Source organism: Pseudomonas asgharzadehiana (genome assembly GCF_019139815.1).
In the GTDB taxonomy this organism is placed as follows: Bacteria; Pseudomonadota; Gammaproteobacteria; order Pseudomonadales; family Pseudomonadaceae; genus Aquipseudomonas; species Aquipseudomonas asgharzadehiana.
Window position 1 is genome coordinate 5,215,001 of sequence record NZ_CP077079.1, and the last position, 23,443, is coordinate 5,238,443.

Genomic DNA, 23,443 nt, shown 5'->3' on the forward strand with positions numbered 1-23,443 from the left:
CTATATAGGCGGCAAGTTTGTCGCGAGTCCAGACTACCCCCGAGTTTTTCATCGCATCGGAATATTGGTAATCGGTGGTCGCCCCCGCAGGTCGGCCAATGATGCCGTTGAGTTCCGGGCCAAACCCTGCGCGCGCACCTTCGCCGACGCTATGGCAGCCGCCGCAGGTCTTGGTGAAGAGCTTGGCACCCGCCTGCGCATCGCCGGCTGCGAGGGCCGCGTGGGCATTCAAGATCAAAGCGAGGGTTAGCAAGGCGTATTTCATAGGGACTCCACATCAGCTGTTGCACACGATTATGCCTGCTTGCCAGGAACGCTTGACCATCCGGATCACAGCTTCAAGCCCTACCGCCAGCGCACCGGTCATACGCCACTCTTAATACACAATCAAGGCAATGGTCGCCACGTCGTTTGCAACTGTGGCTCGCGCCTCACCTCCCGGCAAATACGCAACCTAGACACTTGACCACCCATCGTTTAATCCACTTCCAATCGAACCTATCCAGCCGTGCCCCACTCCACCTTACTGAACCCTGATGGCGGAGTAAGGATCATGGCTCAGCCATCGATTTTGGTACTGGAGGACGACGAGATCATTCGCTCGTTAATGGTGGATGTACTGGAGGAATTTGGTGCCCATGTCACTTCGTTTCCTTCAGCGGACGAAGGAATGATTTTTCTGGAGCGTGATGATGAACAAGTCGATCTGATCGTCAGCGATATCCAGATGCCAGGCTTGTTGAATGGCTATGACTTGAGCCGGGTTGTAGCCCATCGCTGGCCAACCGTCGCGGTATTGCTCACCTCGGGCAACAGCGCCATGGCCTCGCAACTGAGCAGCCGAGTACGGTTTTTACCCAAACCCTGGAGCACTGAGCACCTGCTGGAGTGTGTGCAATCGGCGCTGACCCAACAAGGCTCGCCCATGCATCGATAGCGTCGCGACATCATTTAAACCGAACTTCAACACCAGCGCAGCGGTCACTAATGGGCAAGGAGCGACTTTTCTGATCCGCTGGTCAGGCTTTTCGCTTTGCGCCTACAGTCAGTGGCTATGAGTTGTGTAGAATCGTCGCCCATTTTCTCGCGTCATTCATGGCCGGCAGGCCCACAGTTCGAGCTTATTGAATGCACTCACAGGCCCATGACGTTGGTGCGCCCTCATTGCTGGAAACACTACGCGCCGGCACGGCCTTGCTGCACATCGCGCTGGAAAAGCGCCTGCCGTTTTTCTCCGAACACCTGGATGCCGACGGCTACCTGAGCTTGCTCCGAGCGTATTACGGGTTTTATGCGCCGATTGAAGCCGCGCTGTATGAAGGTGATCTGATCCCGGAAGGCTTTGATCCGCAACTGCGCGTGAAAACGCCTACCCTGGTGAGCGACCTTCATGCCCTCGGCTTGAATGACGCAGCCATCGACGCCCTGCCCCGCTGCACCCACCTGCCGTCCCTTGATACCCCCGCTGCCTGCCTCGGCGCCGCCTATGTGCTGGAAGGCGCAACCCTGGGCGGTCAAGTATTGCGTCGCGAGATGGCCCGGCGCCTGGGCCTGGACGCCGACAACGGGGGTGCCTTTCTCAATGTGTACGGTGCCGAGACCGGTCGGCGCTGGAAAGACTTTCTCGATTACCTGGCCCGCCAGCCGATGGACGCGCAAGCCAGACCGTGCGCCGTGGATGCGGCCCGTTCGACATTTAGCTGCTTTGAGCAATGGCTCGACAGCCAGGAGGTACTGCTATGAAACCCGATGATTTTGAAGAGCTGCTTGCCAACTGCGCCGACGAGCCTATCCGCTTTCCCGGGGCTATCCAGCCCCATGGTGTGTTGCTGACGCTGTCGGACCCTGACTTGCAGATCCTCCAGGTCAGCGCCAATGTCGCCAGCCTGTTCGACCATGCGCCCGAGACCCTGCTGGGCCAACCGCTGCACGTATTGCTCGGTGCCGAGCCTGCTGCGGCCGTGCGGTGCATGGTCGAGCTCAACAATTTTACCGATGCGCCGCCGTTGCACATGACCTTCAATGGCACCAGGTTCGACGGCCTGCTGCATCGCCATCAGGGTGTGTTGGTGCTGGAGTTCGAGCCGTTGCTGGAGGACTTCCAGCCACGTGCAGTGAATGGCCGCACCAGTGACCTGGGCAAGATGCTGCAACGCTTGCAGGCAGCGAAAACCCTGCAGGCGTTATACGAAGTCAGCGTAAATGAAATCCAGGCCATGACCGGCTACGACCGCGTGCTGATCTACCGCTTTGAAGACGAAGGCCATGGCCAGGTAATCGCCGAAGCGTCTGCGCCGTCCATGGAGCTTTTCCACGGGTTGTTCTTCCCCGCGTCCGACATCCCGGAACAGGCTCGCGAGCTGTATCGCACCAACTGGCTGCGCATTATCCCCAACGCAGCCTACGAGCCGGTGCCGCTGCTGCCCAAGCTGCGCCCGGATACCGGCAAACCGTTGGATTTGAGCTTCGCCACCCTGCGCAGCGTGTCGCCGATTCACTGCCAGTACATGCAGAACATGGGCGTGCTGTCGTCCATGAGCATCTCGCTGATGAAGGGCGACAAACTTTGGGGCCTGATCAGTTGCGGTAACCGTGAGCCACTGCTGGTGCCCAACGAGTTGCGCATGGCCTGCCAGACTATCGGCCAGGTGCTGTCATTGCAGATCAGCGCCATGGAAGCGCTGGACCTGAGCCGTCAGCGCGAAGCAAAAGTCGAGGCCCTGCAGCTGCTGGACAAGGCGATGAAAGCCTCGGAGTACAACGTGTTCGAAGGCTTGGCCCAGCGCGGCCAACTGCTGATGGACCTGACCCTGGCCGGCGGCGTAGCGATCATCGAAGACAAGCAACTGCACCGCTACGGCAACTGCCCCGAGCCGGCGCAGATCCGAGCGTTGCACAAGTGGCTGCAGGCACGCGGCGAACCCGTGTTTGCCAACCATAACCTGGCCTCGGTGTACGCGCCCGCTGCCGAGTTCCAGCAAGTGGCCAGCGGAGTCTTGGCCATGAGCCTGCCCAAGCCAGTGGACAATGGTGTGCTGTGGTTCCGGCCGGAAGTGAAAGAGAACATCCACTGGAGCGGCGACCCGAACAAGCCACTGAACCTGGAAAGTTCCGACGCAGGCCTGCGCCTTCGCCCACGCACCTCGTTTGAAATCTGGAAAGTGGAAATGGCCGGTATCTCCACCAAGTGGAGCCATGGCGACCTGTTCGCCGCCAATGACCTGCGCCGCTTTGCCTTGGAGAACGACCTGGCCCGCCAGGTGCTGCGCGAGCAACAAGCCGTGCGCGCCCGCGATGAACTGGTGGCGGTGGTGTCCCACGACTTGCGCAACCCCATGACGGTCATATCGATGCTGTGCGGCATGATGCAAAAGGCGTTCAGTTCCGACGGCCCACATACCTCGCGGCGGATTTCCTCGGCAATCGACACCATGCAGCAGGCTGCCGGACGCATGAACGTCCTGCTGGAAGACTTGCTGGACACCTCCAAAATCGAAGCCGGACGCTATGTGGTCAAGCCGGTGGCACTGGATGTCAGCCAAATGTTCGAAGAGGCGTACTCGTTGCTTGCGCCGCTGGCGATGGAAAAAGGCATCGACCTGTGCTTCAACGCCGAGCCAGGCCTGCAAATCAACGGCGACCCCGAGCGCCTGTTCCAGGTGCTCTCGAACCTGATCGGCAACGCCATCAAGTTCACCCCGCGCCAGGGCAATATCGGCATCAGTGCCATGAGCAATGGCGAAGAGATCGTATTCTCGGTGCGCGACTCCGGCGAAGGCATTGCGCCGGAGCAGTTACCTCATGTGTTCGAACGCTATTGGACACAAACCGAAAACAACCCCACCGGCAGTGGCCTGGGACTCTACATTACCCAGGGCATCGTCCAGGCCCATGGCGGCAGGATCGTGGCCGAGAGTGAAGTGGGACGTGGCAGTGAGTTCCGGTTCACGGTGCCGAAGGTGACTGAAAACTCACCGACCTGACGCCGTAAAACGCTGGGCGCGGCCTGCCCGCCAATGCCGTGTTCCAGCCATCCACCCTAGCCACGGGCAGTCGCGCTAACGCTGCCCTTGAAGGAAGGCGCTTAACAAAACACTGACATTCAGTGCGCTAATCTTGCCGGCTCAAACCTGCCTGGAAACCTCATCCGCATGCCGCTGACCGACCCATTGCCCACCGTTCTCGCAGGCCCCATGCTCCGCCGCCTGGAACCTCGGCGGCTGGTGATGTGGCTGGTGGGCAGCCGGGAGCTGGTACTGAGCCTGAGGCTGCACGTTGGCGAGCAGACGCGTGATATCCCACTGAACCCGCGCCACTGCCAAGTGGTGCCAGTGGGCCGCCAGGCGTTTATCCACCTCATTGATGTGTCGCTGGAGCAGGCGCTGCCGCAGAATGTAAGCATCGACTATGACCTGCTGATCGATGGCAACGGCATGGCACAGTGGGCGCCGCACCTGTTGTACGCCAACGCCCAATCCGCCTCTTTCATACTGCACAGCCGTATCCACCAACTGGTGCACGGCTCTTGCCGCAAACCTCACCATTGCGCCGATGAAGGCCTGCTGTGCGTCGACCGCCTGCTCGCCGAAACCCGTGCCGAGCGCCCGGCCCTGCTGATCATGAGTGGCGATCAGGTCTACGCCGACGATGTCGCCGGGCCGATGCTGCGGGCGATCCACGCGCTGATCGCTCGCCTGGGCCTGTTCGACGAATACCTGGAAGGGGCAGTGATAGATGACAGCGCCAGCCTCTACGGGCACACCGCCAGTTATTACCATCGCGCGGACTTGCTGCCGGCACTGGACAGCAACGAGACCCTGCGCGAGCGTTTTTTTGGTGGCGTGAAAAAACCGATCTTCACCAGCAGCACGGCCGACAACCACTTGGTGAGCTTCGCCGAAGTCATGGCGATGTACCTGCTGGTATGGTCACCCACCCCGTGGCGCCTGATCGCCACGCAACCGCCACAATTGAACACCGATGAAGCGGCGCGCTATGCCCGCGAGCAAGTGCAGGTGGATGACTTCCGCGATGGCCTGCCCGGCGTGGCACGGGTATTCGCCCATCTGTCCACGTTGATGATCTTTGACGACCACGACATCACCGACGACTGGAACCTCAGCGCCCAGTGGGAAGAAACCGCCTACGGCCATCCGTTCTCCAAGCGCATCATCGGCAATGCCTTGCTCGCGTACCTGCTGTGCCAGGGCTGGGGTAACAACCCGGATGCGTTCGACACATTAATAAGTCAAACCCAGGCGCTCGGCCGCCAGGCGCACAACAATCACCTGGACGCGACCGAACAGGATAATTTGCTCGGCGCGCTGCTGAAATTTCAACAATGGCATTACGTGCTGCCCACCACCCCCGCCCTGGTGGTGCTCGACACCCGTACCCGGCGCTGGCGCAGTGAATTCACGCTCAAGCAACCCTCCGGCCTGCTGGACTGGGAAGCCTTGAGTGAACTGCAACAGGAACTGCTTGACCATCCCTCGGCCATCATCGTCTCGCCCGCGCCGATCTTTGGCGTGAAGCTGATCGAGACTGTGCAGAAAATCTTCAGTTGGTGCGGCCACCCCTTGCTGGTGGACGCGGAAAACTGGATGGCCCATCGCGGAGCCGCGCAGGTCATCCTCAACATTTTCCGTCACTCGCGCACGCCGGGTAACTACGTGATCCTGTCGGGCGACGTGCACTACTCCTTCGTTTATGAAGTGTTGATCCGTCATCGCAACGCGGGCCCGAGGATCTGGCAAATCACCAGCAGCGGCATCAAGAACGAATTCCCACCGCGCTTGCTGGAATGGTTCGACCGCCTCAACCGCTGGCTCTACTCCCCCCGCTCGCCGCTCAACTGGTTCACCCGGCGTCGCACGATGCAGGTAGTGCCCCATATTCCGGAACATGCCGAAGCCGGTGAGCGCTTGTGGAATTCGGCCGGGATCGGCCAGGTATTTTTCAACGAGCAGGGCCAACCGGAAGCGATTTACCAGCACAACGCCGACGGGAAGCCACGGACGAGGATGGTGGCGCCGAAGCAGTAGCCCGCTGCCACTCTTTCACAGCGTCCCATCGCCTCTATTCAAAGTGCCCAAGCGCCGTTGTACAGTAGCGCCAGCCACGGAGTATCGGTGTCAACGTTGGCAGGCCTTTGTCGCCCGCCCAGGCAAGGAGTACGCAGATGGACGATATCTCCGGAAAAAGCTCAACGAAAAATGATTTCTCTCGCCTCAATGCCGATATGTTGCACACCATCCTGGAGCTCTCCAGCGACGGGATCTGGGACTGGAACGCCAATACCGGGTTCGTCTACCGCAACCCAGGCTGGTACGAAATGCTCGGCTACCCCCGCCACGCTCTGGACAACAACGTATTCACCTGGGAAAACGTGATCCACCCCGACGATTACAACCAAGTGATGACGGTGTTTGACGACTACATCAACCGTCGCGCCCCCCAGTATCAAACTGAATACCGCTGCCGCAAAAAAGACGGCAGCTACCTGTGGATCGAGGACCGCGGTTATGTGGTGGCGCGTAACCCCGACGGTTCGGTGGCGCGGATGGTCGGGGCCCTGCGCGATATCCAGCTGCGCAAATATTCCATCGAGCAACTGGAGCGGCGCAATCAATCCCTTGAGGCATTGGTGGCCGAGCGCACGCTTGAACTGTCGCGGGTCAATCAGCAATTGCAGCTGCAGGTGGATGAGAACCGCGTCCTGGCTGAACGGGATGCCTTGACCCTCGTCGCCAACCGGTATCGCCTGGAAAAAGTGTTGCTCCAAGAGTGCGAACGCGCCCAGCGCTTTCACCTGCCGTTGTCACTGATCGCGATGGATGTTGACGACTTCAAGCCGATCAATGATCGACACGGGCACGGCGTAGGCGACCAGACCCTGGTGCAGGTGGTGGAACGCCTGGAAAGCTGCGTCCGCCAGGGCGACCTGTTGGCTCGTTGGGGGGGCGATGAGTTTATGGTGGTCCTTCCCGAAAGCTCATTGGAAACAGCCAAGGCCCTGGCTGAGACTATCTGCCAGAGCTTGAGAACTCACCGGATAACCGACGACGTCAAGGTCACACTGAGCCTGGGCGTGGTCGAACGCCAAGTGAATGAAGCCCCCGCCGCCCTGATGGCGCGCGCCGATCAGGCCCTGTATCGAGCCAAAGCGGCGGGCAAAGACGGCGTATCGACATAGGCCGCCCCGGTATCAGCGCACCGGCGGCGCGTACTGAATGCCGCCGTTGTTCCATAAGGCATTGAGCCCGCGCTTGATCTTCAACACGCTGCCCTGGCCGATGTTGCGCTCGAATACTTCGCCGTAGTTGCCCACTTGCTTGACGATCTGCACCACCCAATCCTTGCGCAGTTTGAGGTCCTTGCCATATTCGCCGTCGGCACCCAGCAGCCGCGCCACATCCGGATTCTTGGAATCCTTGGCCTGCGCTTCGACATTCTGCGACGTGATGCCCATCTCCTCGGCATTGAGCATGGCGAACAGGGTCCATTTGACGATGCTGAACCACTCGTCATCCCCCTTGCGCACCAACGGTCCCAGGGGTTCTTTGGAGATGACTTCCGGCAGCACCACAAACTCATCCGGGTGCGCCATCTTGATGCGCTGGGCATACAGGCCCGACTGGTCGGTGGTCAGCACATCGCAACGCCCGGCTTCCAGGCCCTTGGCGCTTTCGTCGGCGGTATCGAAGGTGATAGGCGTGTACTTCATGCCATGGGTGCGGAAGTAATCGGCCACGTTGAGTTCGGTGGTAGTGCCGGCCTGGATGCACACGGTGGCGCCATTCAACTGCTTGGCGGCGCTAACACCGAGTTTGTTGTTCACCAGAAAACCGATGCCGTCGTAGTAGGTAACGCCGGTAAACACCAGGCCCATGCCCGAATCGCGGGAGCTGGTCCAGGTGGTATTACGCGAGATCAGGTCGATCTCGCCGGACTGCAAGGCGGTGAAACGTTCCTTGGCGGTCAATTGGGTGAACTTCACTTTTGATGCATCGCCGAACACCGCGGCCGCCACGGCATGGCACACATCCACATCGATGCCGGTCATCTTGCCCGTACTGTCGGGCACGCCAAAGCCAGGCAACCCGTCGCTGACACCGCATTGAATAAAACCTTTTTTCTGGATTGCATCCAACGTCGCACCGGCGTGGGCGGTGCCGGCCAGGCCCAATAGGGCCGTAGCACTGATCGTGGCCAAGGTGGTTTTGAATAGGTTCATGCGAGGCGCTCCCTGTCGGTCCTTATTATTCGGCGCTGCACAGCCCGCGCCGGTTTCTGATGCTGCCGGGGGAGAGTGACGGGTTTACAGCGCCGCCACAAACGACCTTTTGGCAACAGCTCCTTCCGATTTGGAATGACCCGGCGATTTTATTTCCTTTGCGCCAGGGCCCCGCCGGCAGCTTAGATAAAAAGACGCCCGCCACTGCCGAGTCCAGGATCCATGAGCCGCGAAACCATCAGCCAGTCGATTTCCGTCGTTCACCCCATCAGCCTCAGCCACGGTAAAAACGCCGAAGTCTGGGACACCTCGGGCAAGCGCTATATCGATTTTGTCGGTGGCATCGGCGTGCTCAACCTCGGCCATTGCCACCCCGCCTTGGTGGCGGCGATTCGTGAACAGGCGACCCAACTGACCCACTACGCCTTCAACGCCGCGCCGCACAAGCCCTACCTCGAACTGATGGATCGCCTGACCGCGTTTATTCCGGTGGGCTATCCGGTCAGCGGCATGCTCACCAACAGCGGCGCCGAGGCCGCGGAAAATGCCTTGAAGATCGTGCGCGGGGCCACGGGCCGCACGGCGGTGATCGCCTTTGACGGCGCGTTCCACGGCCGCACCCTGGCCACGCTCAACCTCAATGGCAAAGTGGCGCCCTACAAGCAAAAGGTCGGCGTACTGCCCGGCCCGGTGTATCACCTGCCCTACCCCAGTGCCGATAACGGTGTCACCTGCGCTGAAGCATTGAAGGCCATGGACCGACTGTTCAGCGTAGAAATCGACGTCGACGATGTAGCCTGCTTCATCATCGAACCGGTACAGGGCGAAGCCGGCTTTCTGCTCCTGGACAGCGAATTCGCCCAAGCCCTGCGGCGTTTCTGCGATGAAAAAAATATCCTGCTGATCGCCGACGAAATCCAATCAGGGTTTGGCCGCACCGGCCAGCGTTTCGCCTTTTCGCGCCTGGGCATCGAACCCGACCTGATCCTGCTCGGCAAAAGCATCGCCGGCGGCGTGCCACTGGGTGCGGTGGTCGGGCGCAAAGCGTTGATGGACAACCTGCCCAAGGGCGGGCTGGGCGGTACCTACTCCGGTAACCCCATCGCCTGCGCGGCGGCGTTGGCGACCCTGGATGCAATGACCGATGAACAGGTGCACGCGTGGGGCGCCCGGCAAGAAGCGGCCATCGTCAGTCGCTACCAGGCCTGGCGCGAGCAGCATCTGTCGCCCTACCTGGGCCGCTTGACTGGCGTTGGTGCCATGCGCGGCATAGAACTGGCGCATGCCGACGGTACACCCGCGCCCAAGCAACTGGCCCAGTTGCTGAGCCTGGCGCGGGACGCCGGCTTGCTGTTGATGCCCAGTGGCAAGTCTCGGCACATCATTCGCCTGCTGGCGCCGCTGACCATTGAACCTGCGGTACTGGAAGAAGGGTTGGATATTCTTCAAGCGTGTCTCAAGCAGTTGGTTTAACCCCCGCATCCGCCGGCCGGCAGCCCAACTGCACGATAAGGGCATTGTGCTGCCTTGACCTGATTCCCCCGCCCCCTGAAAATGCGCGACGTTTTTTTGTCTCCCCCGTTTACTGAAGTAGTGAAATTTCAATGTCCGATTCTTACACCGAACACACCGCCGAAGAATCCGTAGTCGCCTTGCACGCCAAAGCTGAATACGAAAATGCCATCAATCTTTCACAGCATGTACCCGCCGCCAAGATCATCAGCGAGATGGTGCTGGACGCGTTCCATACCTCCAAGGAAAGCGATCAGATCCGCGAACTGCGCATCGCCATCCGCCAGGCGCACGATGCCTTCGACGACGACAAAGCCTACGAACTGATGGGCCAGCTCAAGCAGTTGAAAGACGCCGAAGCCGCCGACAACATCGCACTGGAAGACCTGAGCAGCAAATTCTCGATCAGCCGCATCCTGTCCAGCTTCAAGGACGACCCCGAGTTCCAGGAGTTGGTCTACGGCCTGGCCCTCAAAGTGCTGAACCAGTCTCACCAGGCCATCAGCAACCCAAGCACCGGCAAGGGCAAGGCCGCACGCGCCAAGAAAGAAGCCGAAGTGTTTGTGATCAGCAAAGATGGCGTCAGCGTCACGCTGCCCCTGCGCACGCCGCGCTCCAAGTTGAATGTCGACCGTGAAGCCTTCGAGTTCCTGGGTTTGCGCTTTGTAGGCGAAGGCGATGAAGCGGAGTTGGAAGTGGACAGCTTTGTGGATAACGCCGGCATTGAACAGCCGCTGAGCCGCAAGAGCGTGATCACCGCCCTGCAGCAACAGAGCGCGTTCGAAGGCTACAGCATCGCGCAGCAATAACCCCTCCAGGCAACACCGCACAACTGAACGTGTGGGAGCAAACCCGCTCCCACACGTGGTATCAACCGACGCGCTCAACCTGCGCCGCGAACACCTCGCGAAAGCGCGCCATCTGCTGCTTGCTCCCCACCGTCACCCGCACCCACTGCGGCCAGTTTTCCCACACCCGTCCGATGAGTACGCCGTGTGCAGCGAGTGTCTCGATGACCTGCTCCGCCGGCCGCTTGACGTCGATCATGAAACAGTTGGCCTGGGAGGCCGTGCAGGCGAAACCGCGACCCTTGAGCCACGTGATGGTCTCATCGCGCAGTTGGGCATTGAGCGCCTTGCGTTGCGGCAATAATTTCACGTCTTCCAGGCTGGCAAGGCCTCCGAGCAAAGAAGCGCCCGCCGGAACGTTGTCGCCGCCAAACACTGCCAAGCGTTCCAGCAGCGCCGGGTGGCCGATCGCCAAGCCCAGGCGCGCACCGGCCATGCCATAGATTTTCGAAAAGGTGCGCAGCACCAGCAGATCGTCGTGGTCCTTGACCCAATTGACCACGCTCGGCGTGTCGGCAAAGTCGATGTAAGCCTCGTCCACCACCAGCACGCTGCCCTTGGGTTTGTTGGTCAGCGCCTGGCGGATGGCTTCGAACGGGGTCAGGGTGCCGGTGGGGTTGTTAGGGTTGCACAGGTACAGCATGCCGGCCTGCGTGTCGGCCGCCAGCATGGCCGACACGTCGTGGGCATGCTCGGCGTTGAGGCTCACTTCCTTGACGGGCGCCTTGTGTGACTCGGCTGCCTGCCGTGGCACTTCGTACGACGGCGTGGCCATTACCAGGCCACGGGTTTGGCTGGTGAATGCCAGCACAGCGTAACGCAATGCGGCCATGGAACCGGAAAATACCGCCACCTGCGTTTCGGCAAGCCCGTGTTGCTGGGCAAACAAACCGGCCAGCGCATACATATGCGTGTAGGGATATCGCCCGGCCGTCGTGATCCCGCGCTGCATCGCCGCGCGGGCCGCCGGCGATGGTCCGTAGGGGCTTTCGTTATAGTTGAGCAGCACCTCGTCAGTCTCCGCCGCCGGCGGCGCGGCGACCGCCCAATTCAGGTGGCCCAGCACCGGCAGGGCGGCCCCCAGGGCCAGAAGGGATCGACGGCTGACGCTGACCATGGTGACTACTCCGTGTAGAGGGAATGGATGGGCACTGCTCCTATTGAAAGGTATGACGAGACAAGCGTCGGATGATTTAACCGAGCCCCGATAAACGAGCCGCGCGCGACCACTCAAGGCGGGGCTTTTTTCCAGCCACGGCCTCAGCTTTCCCAGTAGTCGGCGATGGGATATTTCGCGCACAGGTGCTCGAGTTCCGCACGCAATTGCGCCTGCATTGCCGGTTCCAACCGGTACTCGTGTTCGCCGAGCGGCGTCACCTGCTGCAGTATTCGGCACACCAGATCGACGACCTGTCGGCAGCCATCGGTGTCGATGTTACGTTGCGCCATGGATCCGGTGCCGATGCACAACCCATTGTCGACAGCGCACGCGCGGGCCTGGCCCGGCACGCGATGCGTGTTCACCACGATGCCGCAGCTTTCCAATGCCACTTCGGCGATGGAACCGCTAATACCGTCGCGCAAGCGGATCTGCACGGTATGGTTTTCACTGCGCCCGCCCACCACTTCATAGCCGCGGGCCAGGAATGCACCGGCCAGCTCATCGGCCAGGCTGCGAACCCGGCCCATGCAGGCGTCAAACTCCGCGGTCATCGCGTAGCCCAGCGCGGCCGCTTTGGCGGCGATCATATTGACCGCCGGCGCGCCCTGCATGCGCGGAAATACAGCCTGGTCGAGCACACGGCTGAACGTCGCCCGCAAGCCGGGCACCTTGGTATGTGCATCGCGACCGCAAAGGATCAGCCCGCCACGTGGGCCGCCCAGTTGTTTGTGAGTACAGGTGGTGGTGACGTGTGCCGCATTGATCGGGCTTGGGTGCCGACCTGTCGCCACCAGCCCGGCGATATGGGAGATGTCCGCCAGCAGGATCGCGCCCGCCTCATCGGCAATTGCACGGAACCGCTCGAAATCCACCACTCGCGAATAGGCCGAAGCACCGCAGAGGATAACGCGTGGCCGATGGGCCAGTGCCAGGCTGCGCACCTGCGCGTAATCAATCAGCCCCTCGGCGGTGGTGCCGTAGCGGATAGCCTTGTAATAGGCGCCGGTAAATATCGACGGGCTGCCGTAGGTAAGGTGCCCACCATGATCAGGGGCCATGCCCAGCAGAGTATCGCCAGGTTCAAGCAGTGCGGACAGCACTTGGGCGTTGGCATGGGAGCCGGAGTGCGACTGAACATGGGCGTAGTGGGCATCAAACAGTTCACGGGCGCGGCCAATCGCCAGGGATTCGACCCGGTCGACATTCTCGCAACCGGCGCGATGGCGACTGCCCCGCGTGCCCTCGGCGGTGACGTTGACCAGTGCAGAAGCAGACGCCGCCAGAGTGCGGGGTTTTACAGCGCAGGAGGAAGGCACCAGCGACAGGGTTCGGTGTTGACGCTCGACTTCGGCGTCGAGGAGCATCGCCAGCTCCAAGTCCTCGGCGCGCAGATCTGCCATGCCTCGGCGCAGCAAGTCAGCCTGATCCTGCAGTTGTACGGTGTTGACTGCCATGGGCGATGTCCTTTTCTGGGTTGCTGCTCGTCAGTTCGTCCTGAACCGTGGCGACCAATTAAACAGGAAATTAAACATTTTCCAAATTATATGTTCTCTTTCGTCCGCTCCAACCGAGTTAATGGCCATCTGCCTTGCCTGCTGCCAGCGCCGAGCATCTTGGACTTTATTGTTGAACCGCACGCGTGCAACACTTGCGCCCGCCACGCAGCCATAAACGCCCCGGATGGGCGCTCAATCGCTGGAAAACATCCCATGGCAGCGGCAAGGTCCAAAGGTTCTGACTAAAAGGAAGTGGTGAGCACGTGATGCACAGACGCGAAAAAACCGAGCATTTGAAGAGCAACATCAAGTATCTGATCAAAAGCCGCGGCGAGACCCAGTTGTCGTTGTGCAACGCCGCCGGGCTCACCCGCACCACGATCTACAACATCCTCGAAGGCAAGGTCGTCAACGTACAGCAGTCGACCCTGCGCAAGATTTCAGATTTTTTCGGTGTGTCTTACAAAGAAATCGAGACCATCGATTTTGAAGCCAAAGAGCTTATCGAGAGCAGCGTTTCGCCCCAAGGCAACATGAACCCGGCGGCCGTGCCGGTGCTCAAGCAAAGCCAGGTCATGCAGCACCTGGACAAGCGCATTGGCGAACTGGCCACACTCTTCCCCCTTACGTACTACTTCGGCACGTCCCACAACCTGATCGGCGTGCGGCTGGAGCAGGCCATACCGGGGGTGAACGAGCCGGGCGATCTGTTGATCATCCAAAAGGGCATGTCGAGCGACGATAAGGAAAAGTTGGTGTTCGACAGGGCCACCCAGACGCTGTCTATCCGCCGTGAACCCTGCGCCAGCTCAGAACGCCTGTGTGTACTGGGCGATATCATTGAGGAGCGCTTCAATGACGGCGTATGAAGGCGAGATCGAAAACAGCAAATACAAACTGCTTGGCTTTGAAAATGACAAGTGCCTGGCGGTGATCATGATCATCGCCACGGGCAAGATCATTCGGGTCAAGTTGAGCGAAGTCTTAAACAGCGAAATCATGGACAATCTGAACAAAATGGAAATTAAAAACCTGTACAAGAAGTTTTATTCCCAGGGCGGCGCGGTCACCGCGTACGACCTCAATGATCGCAATGAAAACTCCTGGATGATCTACATCATCCTGAACCTGCTGCTCTTCACGTTTTATATTTTTACCAGCATCGCCGCGACCAAACCGATCTACATCGAATCCCTCGACATCATCGTCACACCGGGCACTTTCCTGTATCCGCTGACCTTCCTGATCGTGGATCTGCTCAACGAGAACTTCGGCCTAAGGCTTGCCAGAAAGGCCATCCTGTTTGCCTTCGCCAGCAACGCGATGATTATTATCCTGCTCTACGGCTCGACCTTTCTGCCCGGCCTGCCAGGCTGGAAGCTCGATGGGCCTTACAACGCAGTGATCGTGCAGGTGTCATCGGTATTGATCGCGTCGTCGGTGTCGTTCCTGGTGTCGGAGAACATCAACTCGTATTTGCTGTGCAAGATCAAAGAGCTGACCAACTCCAGGTACTTGTACTTGCGCATCTTCCTCAGCACGTTCTTTGCGGTGATTATCGACAGCTTCCTGTTCTGTTTTATCGCGTTTTATGGCGCCATGCAGACCAGCGACATTGTGAGCATGATCTACGTGCAGATCGCGATCAAAGTCGGTTTTGCGTTCTTCAACATCTTGCCGGCCTATGGCGCACGTTCATTATTCAAACGCTACCTGACCAACGCCACTGCGTGATCGGCCGTTGCCTGGCGTCGTTGCAGCTGCCGAAGCAGCTGCCATGACGGTCGGCGGTCAGGCCAGTGGCAACTTCTGCTTGAGGCTCTGCATGACCTGCGCTTTGTTCTGCAGGTAATCATTCAAACCGCGCGCGCGCAGGTTGCACGCGTCGCAGTTGCCGCAGCCGGTGCCGATGATGCCGTTGTAGCAGGTCAGTGTCTGCTCACGGACCAAGTCCAGTTGCTGGTAGTAATCAGCCAATGCCCAGGTTTCAGCCTTGTTCAGCCACATCAACGGCGTGTCGAGGCGCACGTCGTATTCCATGCCCAGCTTGAGCGCCTGGTTCAACGCCTTGACGAACTCGTCGCGGCAGTCGGGGTAGCCCGAGAAGTCGGTTTCGCAGACGCCGGTGATCACCGTCTCAGCCTTGACCTGGTATGCGTAAATTGCCGCCAGGGTCAAAAACAGGATATTGCGCCCGGGCACAAAGGTGCTGGGCAGGCTGTCGCCCGAGCTGTTCACGGTGGGTACCGGGATGTTGTCACGCGTGAGGCTGCTGATGGCCAACTCGTTGAGCAACGACACATCCATCACTTTATGAACGGTGGCTCCCAACTGTTTGGCCAACTGTTGGGCGACTTCGACTTCCGCCACATGGCGCTGGCCGTAGTCGAAGGTGATGCAGTGCACTTCGTCATACAGCGCCAGCGCCTGGATCAGACAGGTCGTCGAATCCTGCCCGCCACTGAACACCATAACGGCTTTTTTACTCATTGCTTTGCTTCCTGCACGGATAGGGTTTAGCGCTAGTTTAAGGGTCACTCAATAAAAAACCCCGCGCTTCTTGCGAAGGCGGGGCTTTTTGTTGCTCATGCCACTCAGTGTGCGTAAGTCAGCAACAGCTCTTTGGGCACTTGGAAATCCAGGGACATCATCACGCTGAGCGCGGTGATGGTGAAGATCGAGAACACAAACAGCTTGCGCGCCCAGACGGTGTCATCCACCGCCTTGTAGCCGGTCCAGGCCATGTACAACCAGTACATGCCCATGGCGGCGGCGACGGCGAGGTAGCTCATGCCGGCGTAGCCACTGAAGGTCAACATCAAGGTCGCCACGAGGAAGGCCAGGATGTAGAGCAGGATGTGTTTCTTGGCGACCTGGATACCACGCTTGACCGGCAGGACCGGAATCGACGCAGCCAGGTAGTCGTTGAAACGGAAGATCGCAATGGCGTAGGAATGCGGCATCTGCCACAGGCTGAACATCACCAGCAGCGTCAGCGCGGCCATGTCGAAGCTATTGGTCACAGCCACATAACCAATCACCGGCGGCATCGCCCCCGACAGACTGCCCACCAGCGTGCCGTGAACCGACTTGCGCTTGAGGTACAGGCTGTAGAGGCCGACGTAGATGACAAAGCCGATCACGGCAAACAGCGCCGCCAGCGGGTTGGCCACCTTGTACAACAGCGCCACACCGGCAACACCCAAAACGGTCGCATAGATCAGTGCCAGCTTCAGGGAGATCAGGCCCTGGACCAGCACGCGATTCTTGGTGCGCTCCATCTTGATGTCGATGTCACGGTCGATGCAGTTGTTGAATACGCAACCGGAAGCCACCACCAGGGACGTACCGATCATCGCAGCCAGGAAGATGGCCAGATCGACATGTCCCTTGGAGGCCAGGAAGAAACCGCCCGCCACAGAAAGCACGTTACCGAAAATGATCCCCGGTTTGGTGATTTGGATAAAGTGCTTAAGCGACATCGGGTCTTACCTCACTTCGCCATCATGTAGGTGTGGATGCTGAACATGATCCACAGCGACAGACCAACCAGCAGAACGATCACCAGGCCTGCGAACACGAACGCAATCACGTTCTCGCGCTGGGCCTCGGAGCGGTCCAGGTGCAGGAAGTACACCAGGTGAACCAGCACCTGGATCACCGCGAACGCCAGGACGATCATCAGGGTGATCGACTTCGGCAAGGTCGGGTACATCACCAGGCCGAACGGGATCAGGGTCAGGATGACCGACAGGATGAAGCCGATAGCGTAAGACTTTACGCTGCCGTGGCTTGCATCGTGGCTGTCATGGGAGTGTGCATTAGCCATTACAGAGTCCCCATCAAGTAGACGACGGTGAATACGCAGATCCAGACCACGTCCAGGAAGTGCCAGAACAGGCTCAGGCAGCTCAGGCGCGTCTTGTTGGTGTTGGTCAGACCGTGCTTATTGACCTGATACATCATCACCGCCATCCACAGCAGGCCGGCCGAAACGTGCAGGCCGTGGGTGCCAACCAGCGTGAAGAACGCCGACAGGAAGCCGCTGCGGTGCGGGCCGTAGCCTTCGGAGATCAGCAGGTGGAACTCGTTGATCTCCATGCCGATGAAGCCCAGGCCGAACAGGAACGTCAGGCCCAGCCAGCTCAGCACGCCTTTCTTGTTGCCCTTGTAGAAGGCCAACATGGCGAAGCCGTAGGTGATCGAACTGAACAACAGCAAGGCGGTTTCGCCGAGCACGTAAGGCAGTTCGAAGATGTCGTGGCCCGACGGGCCACCCGCTACGTTGTTTACCAGTACCGCGTACACCGCGAAGATCGACGCAAACAAGATGCAGTCGGTCATCAGGTAGAGCCAGAAACCGAAGACGGTCATTGGCCCCGAGTCGTGGTGATGGTCATCGTGCCCATGGTCATCGACATGGGCGTGTCCAGCATTGGTCACTAAGTTCGACATGGTTTAAGCCTGTTCCAACGAGGTTTCAACACGGTTGGCCGGGATTTCCTTCTCGGCTACCAGGCGAGCGTGCTGCTCGGCTTCGATGCGCTCGATTGTCTCGACCGGCACCATGTAGCCTTGATCATCACGTGCTGCGTGGACAATGAAGTAGCCGATGGTGCCCACCAGGCTCACGATTGCCAGCCACCAGATGTGCCAGATCATCGCGAAACCGAACACGGTCAACAGCGCACCCATCACCACGCCAGTGGCGGTGTTGCTTGGCATGTGGATCGGTTCGTAGTGCTTGGGTTGCTGGTACGCAGTACCGTCTTCCTTGGCTTCGGTGAACGCATCGATGGTGTTCGCAGTCGGGATCACGGCGAAGTTGTAGAACGGCGGTGGCGACGAGGTCGACCATTCCAGGGTGTGGCCATTCCACGGGTCGCCGGATTCGCACATGTTCTGCTTGCGATCACGCACGCTGACATACAGCTGGATCAGCTGGCAGGCGATGCCCACAGCGATCATCACCGCACCGAACATGGCGACGTACAGGTACGGCACCCACTCAGGGTTGGTGGTGGCGTTCAGACGACGGGTCATGCCCATGAAGCCCAGTGCATAGAGCGGCATGAACGCGACGAAGAAGCCCGAGATCCAGAACCAGAACGCAGCCTTGCCCCAACCTTCGTGCAGCTTGAAGCCGAACGCTTTCGGGAAGTAGAAGCTGAAGCCGGCGATGTAACCGAATACCGCACCACCGATGATCACGTTGTGGAAGTGCGCGATCACGAACAGGCTGTTGTGCAGCACGAAGTCAGCGCCCGGAATGGCCAGCAGTACGCCGGTCATGCCGCCGATGGCGAAGGTCACCATGAAGCCCAGGGTCCACAGAACCTGGCTGGTCATGCGCAGACGACCGTGATAGATGGTGAACAGCCAGTTGAATAGCTTCACCCCCGTCGGGATGGAAATCAGCATCGTCGCCAGGCCGAAGAAGGCGTTGACGCTGGCCCCCGAACCCATGGTGAAGAAGTGGTGCAGCCAGACCATGAAGCCCAGTACGGAGATCGCGCCCGAGGCGTAGACCATCGAGTGGTGACCGAACAGGCGCTTGCCGGTAAAGGTCGAGATCACTTCGGAGAAGATACCGAACGCCGGCAGGATCAGGATGTACACCTCAGGGTGGCCCCATGCCCAGAACAGGTTCACGTACATCATCGGATTGCCACCAAGTTCATTGGTGAAAATGTGGAAATCCAGGTAACGGTCAAGCGACAGCAGCGCCATGGTAGCGGCCAGGATCGGGAACGAAGCCACGATCAGCACGTTTGCCCAGGTGCAGGTCCAGGTGAAGATCGGCATGTCCATCAGTTTCATGCCAGGGGCGCGCATCTTCAGCACGGTGGCCAGGAAGTTGACCCCCGTCAGCGTCGTCCCGAGCCCTGATAACTGTAGCGCCCAGATGTAGTAGTCCACACCCACGCCAGGGCTGTACTGAATGCCCGACAACGGCGGATACGCAACCCAACCGGTCTTGGCGAATTCGCCGACGCCCAGGGACACGTTGATCAGCACAACACCGGAAACCAGCAGCCAGAAGCTCAGGGAGTTCAGGAACGGGTAGGCAACGTCACGCGCACCGATCTGCAGCGGCACCGCAAGGTTCATCAGGCCGGTGAAGAAAGGCATCGCCATGAAGATGATCATGATCACACCGTGAGCGGTGAAGATCTGGTCATAGTGTTCAGGCGGCAGGTAGCCAGGCGAACCCTCGGTGGCCATGGCCAACTGGGTACGCATCATGATGGCGTCGGCAAAGCCGCGCAGCAGCATGACCATGGCAACGATGATGTACATCACGCCAATTTTCTTGTGGTCGACCGAAGTCAGCCACTCGGTCCACAGGTAGGTCCACTTCTTGAAGTAAGTGATACCTGCAAACAGTGCCAGACCACCCAGCGCGATCATGGCGATGGTAATCATCACAATCGGCTCGTGGAACGGGACCGCATCCCAACTTAATTTACCAAACATCGTTTACTCCTCTGCCCCAGCAGTTGAATGCGCGCCCGTGTCAGAACCTTCAACCGCGGCCACTTCTTTCTTCTCGTGCTTGACCGGTTTGCCTGGTTTCATGCCTTCGTACTTGTCGACGATTTTCTGAAACAGGTTCGGCTCGTACGCGGAGTACAGGGCGACTGGGTTGTTCTGGCTTGGTTTGGTCAGGGCGTCGTATTCAGCTTGATCAAGCTGTTTAGGTGCGGCCTTGACTTCGGCTACCCAGGCGTTGAAGTCTTCCTGGCTCGTCGAGATCGCTTTGAATTTCATGCCGGTGAAGCCAGCGCCGCTGTAGTTGGCGGAGATGCCTTCCATTTCAGCTTTCTGGTTGGCGATCAGGTGCAGCTTGGTCTGCATGCCTGCCATCGCGTAGATCTGACCGCCCAGGGCAGGGATGAAGAACGAGTTCATCACAGCGTCGGAGGTGATCTTGAAGTTCAGCGGAGTGTGCTCCGGGAAGCGGATCTGGTTAACCGTGGCGATACCCAGGTCCGGGTAGATGAACAGCCACTTCCAGTCCAGCGCGACCACTTCGATGTTGATCGGCTTGACGTCGGATTCCAGCGGACGGTACGGGTCCAGTGCGTGGGTCGACTTGTAGGTCACATAACCCAGGGCAATGATGATGAGGATCGGAACCAGCCACACCGCGATTTCAATCTTGGTGGAGTGCGACCACTTCGGCGCGTAGGTGGCGCTGGTGTTGGACGCGCGGTATTTCCAGGCGAAGGCGAAGGTCATGATGATCACAGGGACCACGACCAGCAGCATCAGCAGGGTGGCGGTGATGATCAGGTTTCGTTCATCCAGGCCGACCTGTCCTTTTGGGTCGAGCAAGGTCCACTTGCAGCCTCCCAGCATTAAGAACATGCCAAGCAGCGGCAAAAAGCCTAGTAATCGGGGGTACCTGTTTTTACTCATCTCACGACCTCTAAAGCAGCTTGCGCAATGCAGTTGGGTTTTGATCGCCAACACTTCACCCTGCCAAGGGTTGGCATTTCTCTTCGATTGAATAAGAGCCTGCCCGTCACGTCACACATGTACGTTGCACGGACCTGCGGTGAGTTCTTATTCGATTTCGTGGTTAAAGGCCTTGTTACAGACCAATTCCCTTTGGTGCGGATAGTTGAAAGGCTGCCGGAACCTGGGGTCGCACAGAGCCATCCATCTGCCCCCTCGACCGCTCCAATGCTCAAATATTGAACAGCACCGGACATTCAGTGCGGGCGATTGTAGTTAGCTGGCGATGTATAAACCATGTCTTATAAAGAAATAATTTTTATCGAAAGCAGCAATAATCCTTCACCAATATCGCAAAGGTTCGCGATCTTATCGCGTTCGATTCTCAACAAAAACCACAAAAATTGCCGTGTTATAGGGCAAACCGCCACACCCCATACGCCTTGTAAGGGCAGGTAAAACCTATGCAAGCCCCCAGAAAACAAGGCATTCGGACATCACGCAAACACGCGTGCGGCGTGAGGTTGGCGGCATTGTCCAAGCTGCAAACTGACAGCACACCCCGGCTGTTTTTTGCAAATTTAAAGTGCGGTTCGGCGGCGTGGAAACGTCCTGCGCCCGCTTCCGTGTGACAACATGTCGCACACTGCGCGCACCCAAAATTGTCCGGCGTCACGCTCTGTTCACAAAACCCGCACATGCAAAAACGCCCCGGCCTTCTTTGTAGAGGGACCGGGGCGTTTGAGCGAATGGGTCAGGCCTTGCGCTGGCGATTGCGATAGATGCCCAGCGGCACCAGGACCACCGTGAGCACGAACGCCACCAGCGCCCATTGCGCCAGCGACAAGCCCAGCACCGGCGGATACGGTGTGCTGCAAAAACCATCGACCTGGAAGCCCAGCGGGAAGACCTTGGCCAGCGGCAGGTCATCGACAATCGGTTGCAGCACATCAACGCCGCAGCTCACCTGTGGGAAAAACTGGGTGTACACATGATGCCCGGCCGCCGCCACGCCCCCGAGGGCGCTGAGCACCACCAGCCCTTCGAAAAAGGTCAGCGCACTCTTGGTGCGCATGGCTGCGCCAATGAACGCGAAAAGCGCGATCAACAACAAGGCATAACGCTGCAGGATACACAGCGGGCATGGCGCCTCGCCCAGCACCACCTGCATGTACAACGCCCCGCCGATCAGCGCCAGGCAGATAATGCCCAGCAACACCAGAAAGCGCCGCTCCCTGCCTAAACGCAATTCGTCACTCATCCCCGTATTCCTTAGTTTGGTTGTGCCTATGGGCGCAAGTTTACACACAGGGAGTGGTTAAAACAGAAGGGGGTTAACAGCGGATTAATTTGGAGGAATAGAGAAGCAAATGTGGGAGGGGGCAAGCCCCCTCCCACACTTTGAACAGTGTTGTTTCGAAAAATCTATTCCAGGGCAGCCGCCGGGCCAAAGAACTCGTAGCGGCTCTGTTTCTCCGGCACGCCCAACGCCTTGAGGTGGCGCTTGATCGCCGCCATGAAGCCTTTAGGCCCCAGGAAGTAGGCGTCCACATCCCGCTGCTCGGGCAGCCACTCGGCCAGTTGCTCCTGGCTCAGCAGCCCGACCTTATCCGCCGCCGCGCTCACCCCGTCATCCTCGGCATAGCAATAGAAGCGCTTGAGCTGTGGATGCTTGGCCGCCAGTGCATCCACCCACTCGCGGAACGCATGCACCCCGCCATTACGCGCGCAGTGGATAAAGTGCACCGGGCGCTGGGTGGCCAGGGCCGCTTCGAGCATCGGCAAGGTTGGGGTGATGCCGACGCCGCCGCTGATCAGTACCAGTGGCCTGTCGCTGTCTGCCAGGGTGAACTCGCCCGCTGGCGGGAACAGCTCGATCGTCGCGCCGACCTGCAACTGATCGTGCAGGTAATTGGACACCCGCCCACCCACTTCGCGCTTGACGCTGATGCGGTACTGGCCGGCATCGCTCAAGGCCGACAGGGAATAGTTGCGGCGCACTTCTTCGCCGTCGAGCACCAGCTTCATGCCGATGTATTGGCCGGGCGCGGCCTTGAGGATCGGGCCGTTGTCCACCGGGGCGAAATAAAAGGAGGTGATCTCGCCACTCTCTTGCACGCGCTGGACCACGGTAAACGATCGCGCACCGCGCCAGCCACCCACCGCATGGGCTTTCTCGTCATAGATCGCCGCCTCGGCGCCAATCAAAATATCCGCCAGTTGCCCATAGGCGGCGCCCCAGGCATTCATCACCTCGGGGGTGGCAATCTCGCTGCCCAGCACCTCGGATATCGCACGCAGCAAGCACGCCCCCACGATCGGGTAATGCTCGGGCAATATCTGCAACGCCACGTGCTTGTTGATGATCTTCGCCACCAGGTCGCCGAGTTGGTCAAGCTGGTCGATATGCCGCGCATACATCAACACGCCGTTGGCCAGGGCGCGAGGCTGGTCGCCGCTGGCTTGGTGAGCCTGGTTGAACAGCGGACGCACCTCAGGGTATTCGGCGAGCATCATGCGGTAAAAATGGGTAATCAGCGCCTCACCGCCGCTTTCCAGCAGAGGCACGGTGGATTTGACGATGGCACGGTCTTGGGCACTAAGCATGGGAGCCTCCTGGGCTTCTTTACTGACTGCCTTTACCTAGTCAGCATTCATGCCAACTAATAAACCGTTATTTTTCAATAGCTTAAATTATATGTAGTCAGTATGACTTCCTACACTTTAT

The 23,443-nt window shown here is 59.2% G+C and carries 21 protein-coding genes (1 of these 21 only partly in view); 9 read left to right on the forward strand and 12 right to left on the reverse strand.

Features of this window, described 5'->3' with window-relative positions:
- Positions 1 to 265 carry the 5' portion of a c-type cytochrome gene (locus tag KSS96_RS23685; RefSeq protein WP_135196889.1) on the reverse strand. The gene continues 110 nt to the left of window position 1, outside the view, so only the first 265 of its 375 coding nucleotides appear in the window; the start codon lies at positions 263 to 265; its stop codon lies beyond the left edge, outside the window.
- 288 nt (positions 266 to 553) lie between these two features.
- Here KSS96_RS23685 and KSS96_RS23690 point away from each other — a divergent pair, with 288 nt between their 5' ends.
- The 5 genes from KSS96_RS23690 to KSS96_RS23710 all read left to right on the forward strand — a co-directional run bounded on the left by KSS96_RS23690 (position 554) and on the right by KSS96_RS23710 (position 7,195).
- Complete coding sequence (locus KSS96_RS23690; RefSeq protein WP_017531086.1) at positions 554 to 937, forward strand: response regulator; 384 nt, start codon at positions 554 to 556, stop codon at positions 935 to 937.
- 191 nt (positions 938 to 1,128) lie between these two features.
- Complete coding sequence (locus KSS96_RS23695; protein ID WP_065876552.1) at positions 1,129 to 1,743, forward strand: biliverdin-producing heme oxygenase; 615 nt, start codon at positions 1,129 to 1,131, stop codon at positions 1,741 to 1,743.
- Complete coding sequence (locus tag KSS96_RS23700; RefSeq protein WP_135196887.1) at positions 1,740 to 3,983, forward strand: ATP-binding protein; 2,244 nt, start codon at positions 1,740 to 1,742, stop codon at positions 3,981 to 3,983. The genes KSS96_RS23695 and KSS96_RS23700 overlap by 4 nt, the downstream gene beginning before the upstream one ends.
- A gap of 168 nt (positions 3,984 to 4,151) precedes the next feature.
- A complete protein-coding gene (locus KSS96_RS23705; protein WP_217855358.1) occupies positions 4,152 to 6,044 on the forward strand; it encodes an alkaline phosphatase D family protein in 1,893 nt (630 codons plus the stop codon).
- A gap of 137 nt (positions 6,045 to 6,181) precedes the next feature.
- Complete coding sequence (locus KSS96_RS23710; protein WP_026067511.1) at positions 6,182 to 7,195, forward strand: diguanylate cyclase domain-containing protein; 1,014 nt, start codon at positions 6,182 to 6,184, stop codon at positions 7,193 to 7,195.
- Positions 7,196 to 7,207: 12 nt separating this feature from the next.
- On the opposite strand, the gene KSS96_RS23715 is transcribed toward KSS96_RS23710, so the two are convergent.
- Positions 7,208 to 8,236 carry an amino acid ABC transporter substrate-binding protein gene (locus KSS96_RS23715; RefSeq protein ID WP_017531090.1) on the reverse strand — a complete coding sequence of 343 codons (1,029 nt, stop codon included), beginning with the start codon at positions 8,234 to 8,236 and terminating at the stop codon, positions 7,208 to 7,210.
- 222 nt (positions 8,237 to 8,458) lie between these two features.
- Between KSS96_RS23715 and KSS96_RS23720 the strand changes: the two genes are divergently transcribed.
- Entirely contained in the window at positions 8,459 to 9,709 is a 1,251-nt protein-coding gene (locus KSS96_RS23720; RefSeq protein ID WP_217855360.1) for a 2-aminoadipate transaminase, read from the forward strand.
- A gap of 131 nt (positions 9,710 to 9,840) precedes the next feature.
- The gene (locus KSS96_RS23725; protein ID WP_116079741.1) at positions 9,841 to 10,557 is read left to right on the forward strand and encodes a hypothetical protein; all 717 of its coding nucleotides are present in this window, start codon (positions 9,841 to 9,843) and stop codon (positions 10,555 to 10,557) included.
- Positions 10,558 to 10,618: 61 nt separating this feature from the next.
- On the opposite strand, the gene ptaA is transcribed toward KSS96_RS23725, so the two are convergent.
- Together ptaA and glyA are read right to left on the reverse strand one after the other, a co-directional pair.
- Positions 10,619 to 11,713 carry a pyoverdine biosynthesis transaminase PtaA gene (gene ptaA / locus KSS96_RS23730; protein ID WP_065876557.1) on the reverse strand — a complete coding sequence of 365 codons (1,095 nt, stop codon included), beginning with the start codon at positions 11,711 to 11,713 and terminating at the stop codon, positions 10,619 to 10,621.
- A 143-nt stretch (positions 11,714 to 11,856) separates the two neighbouring features.
- The gene (gene glyA / locus KSS96_RS23735; protein ID WP_068937462.1) at positions 11,857 to 13,212 is read right to left on the reverse strand and encodes a serine hydroxymethyltransferase; all 1,356 of its coding nucleotides are present in this window, start codon (positions 13,210 to 13,212) and stop codon (positions 11,857 to 11,859) included.
- Between the two features lie 308 nt (positions 13,213 to 13,520).
- On the opposite strand from glyA, the gene KSS96_RS23740 reads away from it, so the two are divergent.
- Both KSS96_RS23740 and KSS96_RS23745 read left to right on the forward strand, forming a co-directional pair.
- The gene (locus KSS96_RS23740) at positions 13,521 to 14,123 is read left to right on the forward strand and encodes a helix-turn-helix transcriptional regulator (protein WP_017531095.1); all 603 of its coding nucleotides are present in this window, start codon (positions 13,521 to 13,523) and stop codon (positions 14,121 to 14,123) included.
- Positions 14,110 to 14,988, forward strand: a complete 879-nt coding sequence (locus tag KSS96_RS23745) for a queuosine precursor transporter (RefSeq protein ID WP_017531096.1) — start codon at positions 14,110 to 14,112, stop codon at positions 14,986 to 14,988. The genes KSS96_RS23740 and KSS96_RS23745 overlap by 14 nt, the downstream gene beginning before the upstream one ends.
- Before the next feature lie 57 nt (positions 14,989 to 15,045).
- Here the strand turns inward: KSS96_RS23745 and queC are convergent, their stop codons facing one another.
- From queC to hmpA, 8 genes are all read right to left on the reverse strand, one after another.
- Positions 15,046 to 15,744 (reverse strand): 7-cyano-7-deazaguanine synthase QueC, encoded by a 699-nt coding sequence (queC, locus tag KSS96_RS23750; RefSeq protein ID WP_017531097.1) that lies wholly within the window; start codon positions 15,742 to 15,744, stop codon positions 15,046 to 15,048.
- Positions 15,745 to 15,848: 104 nt separating this feature from the next.
- Positions 15,849 to 16,736, reverse strand: a complete 888-nt coding sequence (gene cyoE, locus KSS96_RS23755) for a heme o synthase (RefSeq protein WP_003194050.1) — start codon at positions 16,734 to 16,736, stop codon at positions 15,849 to 15,851.
- A gap of 11 nt (positions 16,737 to 16,747) precedes the next feature.
- The gene (cyoD, locus tag KSS96_RS23760) at positions 16,748 to 17,083 is read right to left on the reverse strand and encodes a cytochrome o ubiquinol oxidase subunit IV (protein WP_003176003.1); all 336 of its coding nucleotides are present in this window, start codon (positions 17,081 to 17,083) and stop codon (positions 16,748 to 16,750) included.
- Positions 17,083 to 17,709, reverse strand: coding sequence for a cytochrome o ubiquinol oxidase subunit III (locus tag KSS96_RS23765; protein ID WP_003176004.1), 627 nt, complete (start codon positions 17,707 to 17,709; stop codon positions 17,083 to 17,085). Before KSS96_RS23765 ends, cyoD begins: the two co-directional genes overlap by 1 nt.
- 3 nt (positions 17,710 to 17,712) lie before the next feature.
- Positions 17,713 to 19,731, reverse strand: coding sequence for a cytochrome o ubiquinol oxidase subunit I (cyoB, locus tag KSS96_RS23770; protein ID WP_217855362.1), 2,019 nt, complete (start codon positions 19,729 to 19,731; stop codon positions 17,713 to 17,715).
- A 3-nt stretch (positions 19,732 to 19,734) separates the two neighbouring features.
- Positions 19,735 to 20,676 (reverse strand): ubiquinol oxidase subunit II, encoded by a 942-nt coding sequence (cyoA, locus tag KSS96_RS23775; RefSeq protein WP_026067513.1) that lies wholly within the window; start codon positions 20,674 to 20,676, stop codon positions 19,735 to 19,737.
- A 793-nt stretch (positions 20,677 to 21,469) separates the two neighbouring features.
- Positions 21,470 to 21,976, reverse strand: a complete 507-nt coding sequence (locus KSS96_RS23780; RefSeq protein WP_068937464.1) for a disulfide bond formation protein B — start codon at positions 21,974 to 21,976, stop codon at positions 21,470 to 21,472.
- Between the two features lie 164 nt (positions 21,977 to 22,140).
- Complete coding sequence (gene hmpA, locus KSS96_RS23785; protein ID WP_017531100.1) at positions 22,141 to 23,322, reverse strand: NO-inducible flavohemoprotein; 1,182 nt, start codon at positions 23,320 to 23,322, stop codon at positions 22,141 to 22,143.
- Positions 23,323 to 23,443 lie beyond the last annotated feature (121 nt).

Coding starts and splice junctions, on each gene's coding strand:
- KSS96_RS23745 (WP_017531096.1), top strand. CDS start 14,110: ATGACGGCGTATGAAGGCGAGATCGAAAACAGCAAATACAAACTGCTT.
- KSS96_RS23715 (WP_017531090.1), bottom strand. CDS start 8,236: ATGAACCTATTCAAAACCACCTTGGCCACGATCAGTGCTACGGCCCTA.
- KSS96_RS23695 (WP_065876552.1), top strand. CDS start 1,129: ATGCACTCACAGGCCCATGACGTTGGTGCGCCCTCATTGCTGGAAACA.
- KSS96_RS23720 (WP_217855360.1), top strand. CDS start 8,459: ATGAGCCGCGAAACCATCAGCCAGTCGATTTCCGTCGTTCACCCCATC.
- KSS96_RS23780 (WP_068937464.1), bottom strand. CDS start 21,976: ATGAGTGACGAATTGCGTTTAGGCAGGGAGCGGCGCTTTCTGGTGTTG.
- cyoA (WP_026067513.1), bottom strand. CDS start 20,676: ATGAGTAAAAACAGGTACCCCCGATTACTAGGCTTTTTGCCGCTGCTT.
- cyoB (WP_217855362.1), bottom strand. CDS start 19,731: ATGTTTGGTAAATTAAGTTGGGATGCGGTCCCGTTCCACGAGCCGATT.
- hmpA (WP_017531100.1), bottom strand. CDS start 23,322: ATGCTTAGTGCCCAAGACCGTGCCATCGTCAAATCCACCGTGCCTCTG.
- glyA (WP_068937462.1), bottom strand. CDS start 13,212: ATGGCAGTCAACACCGTACAACTGCAGGATCAGGCTGACTTGCTGCGC.
- KSS96_RS23690 (WP_017531086.1), top strand. CDS start 554: ATGGCTCAGCCATCGATTTTGGTACTGGAGGACGACGAGATCATTCGC.
- KSS96_RS23710 (WP_026067511.1), top strand. CDS start 6,182: ATGGACGATATCTCCGGAAAAAGCTCAACGAAAAATGATTTCTCTCGC.
- cyoE (WP_003194050.1), bottom strand. CDS start 16,736: ATGTCGCTTAAGCACTTTATCCAAATCACCAAACCGGGGATCATTTTC.
- KSS96_RS23725 (WP_116079741.1), top strand. CDS start 9,841: ATGTCCGATTCTTACACCGAACACACCGCCGAAGAATCCGTAGTCGCC.
- KSS96_RS23705 (WP_217855358.1), top strand. CDS start 4,152: ATGCCGCTGACCGACCCATTGCCCACCGTTCTCGCAGGCCCCATGCTC.
- ptaA (WP_065876557.1), bottom strand. CDS start 11,713: ATGGTCAGCGTCAGCCGTCGATCCCTTCTGGCCCTGGGGGCCGCCCTG.
- KSS96_RS23740 (WP_017531095.1), top strand. CDS start 13,521: ATGCACAGACGCGAAAAAACCGAGCATTTGAAGAGCAACATCAAGTAT.
- cyoD (WP_003176003.1), bottom strand. CDS start 17,083: ATGGCTAATGCACACTCCCATGACAGCCACGATGCAAGCCACGGCAGC.
- KSS96_RS23765 (WP_003176004.1), bottom strand. CDS start 17,709: ATGTCGAACTTAGTGACCAATGCTGGACACGCCCATGTCGATGACCAT.
- queC (WP_017531097.1), bottom strand. CDS start 15,744: ATGAGTAAAAAAGCCGTTATGGTGTTCAGTGGCGGGCAGGATTCGACG.
- KSS96_RS23700 (WP_135196887.1), top strand. CDS start 1,740: ATGAAACCCGATGATTTTGAAGAGCTGCTTGCCAACTGCGCCGACGAG.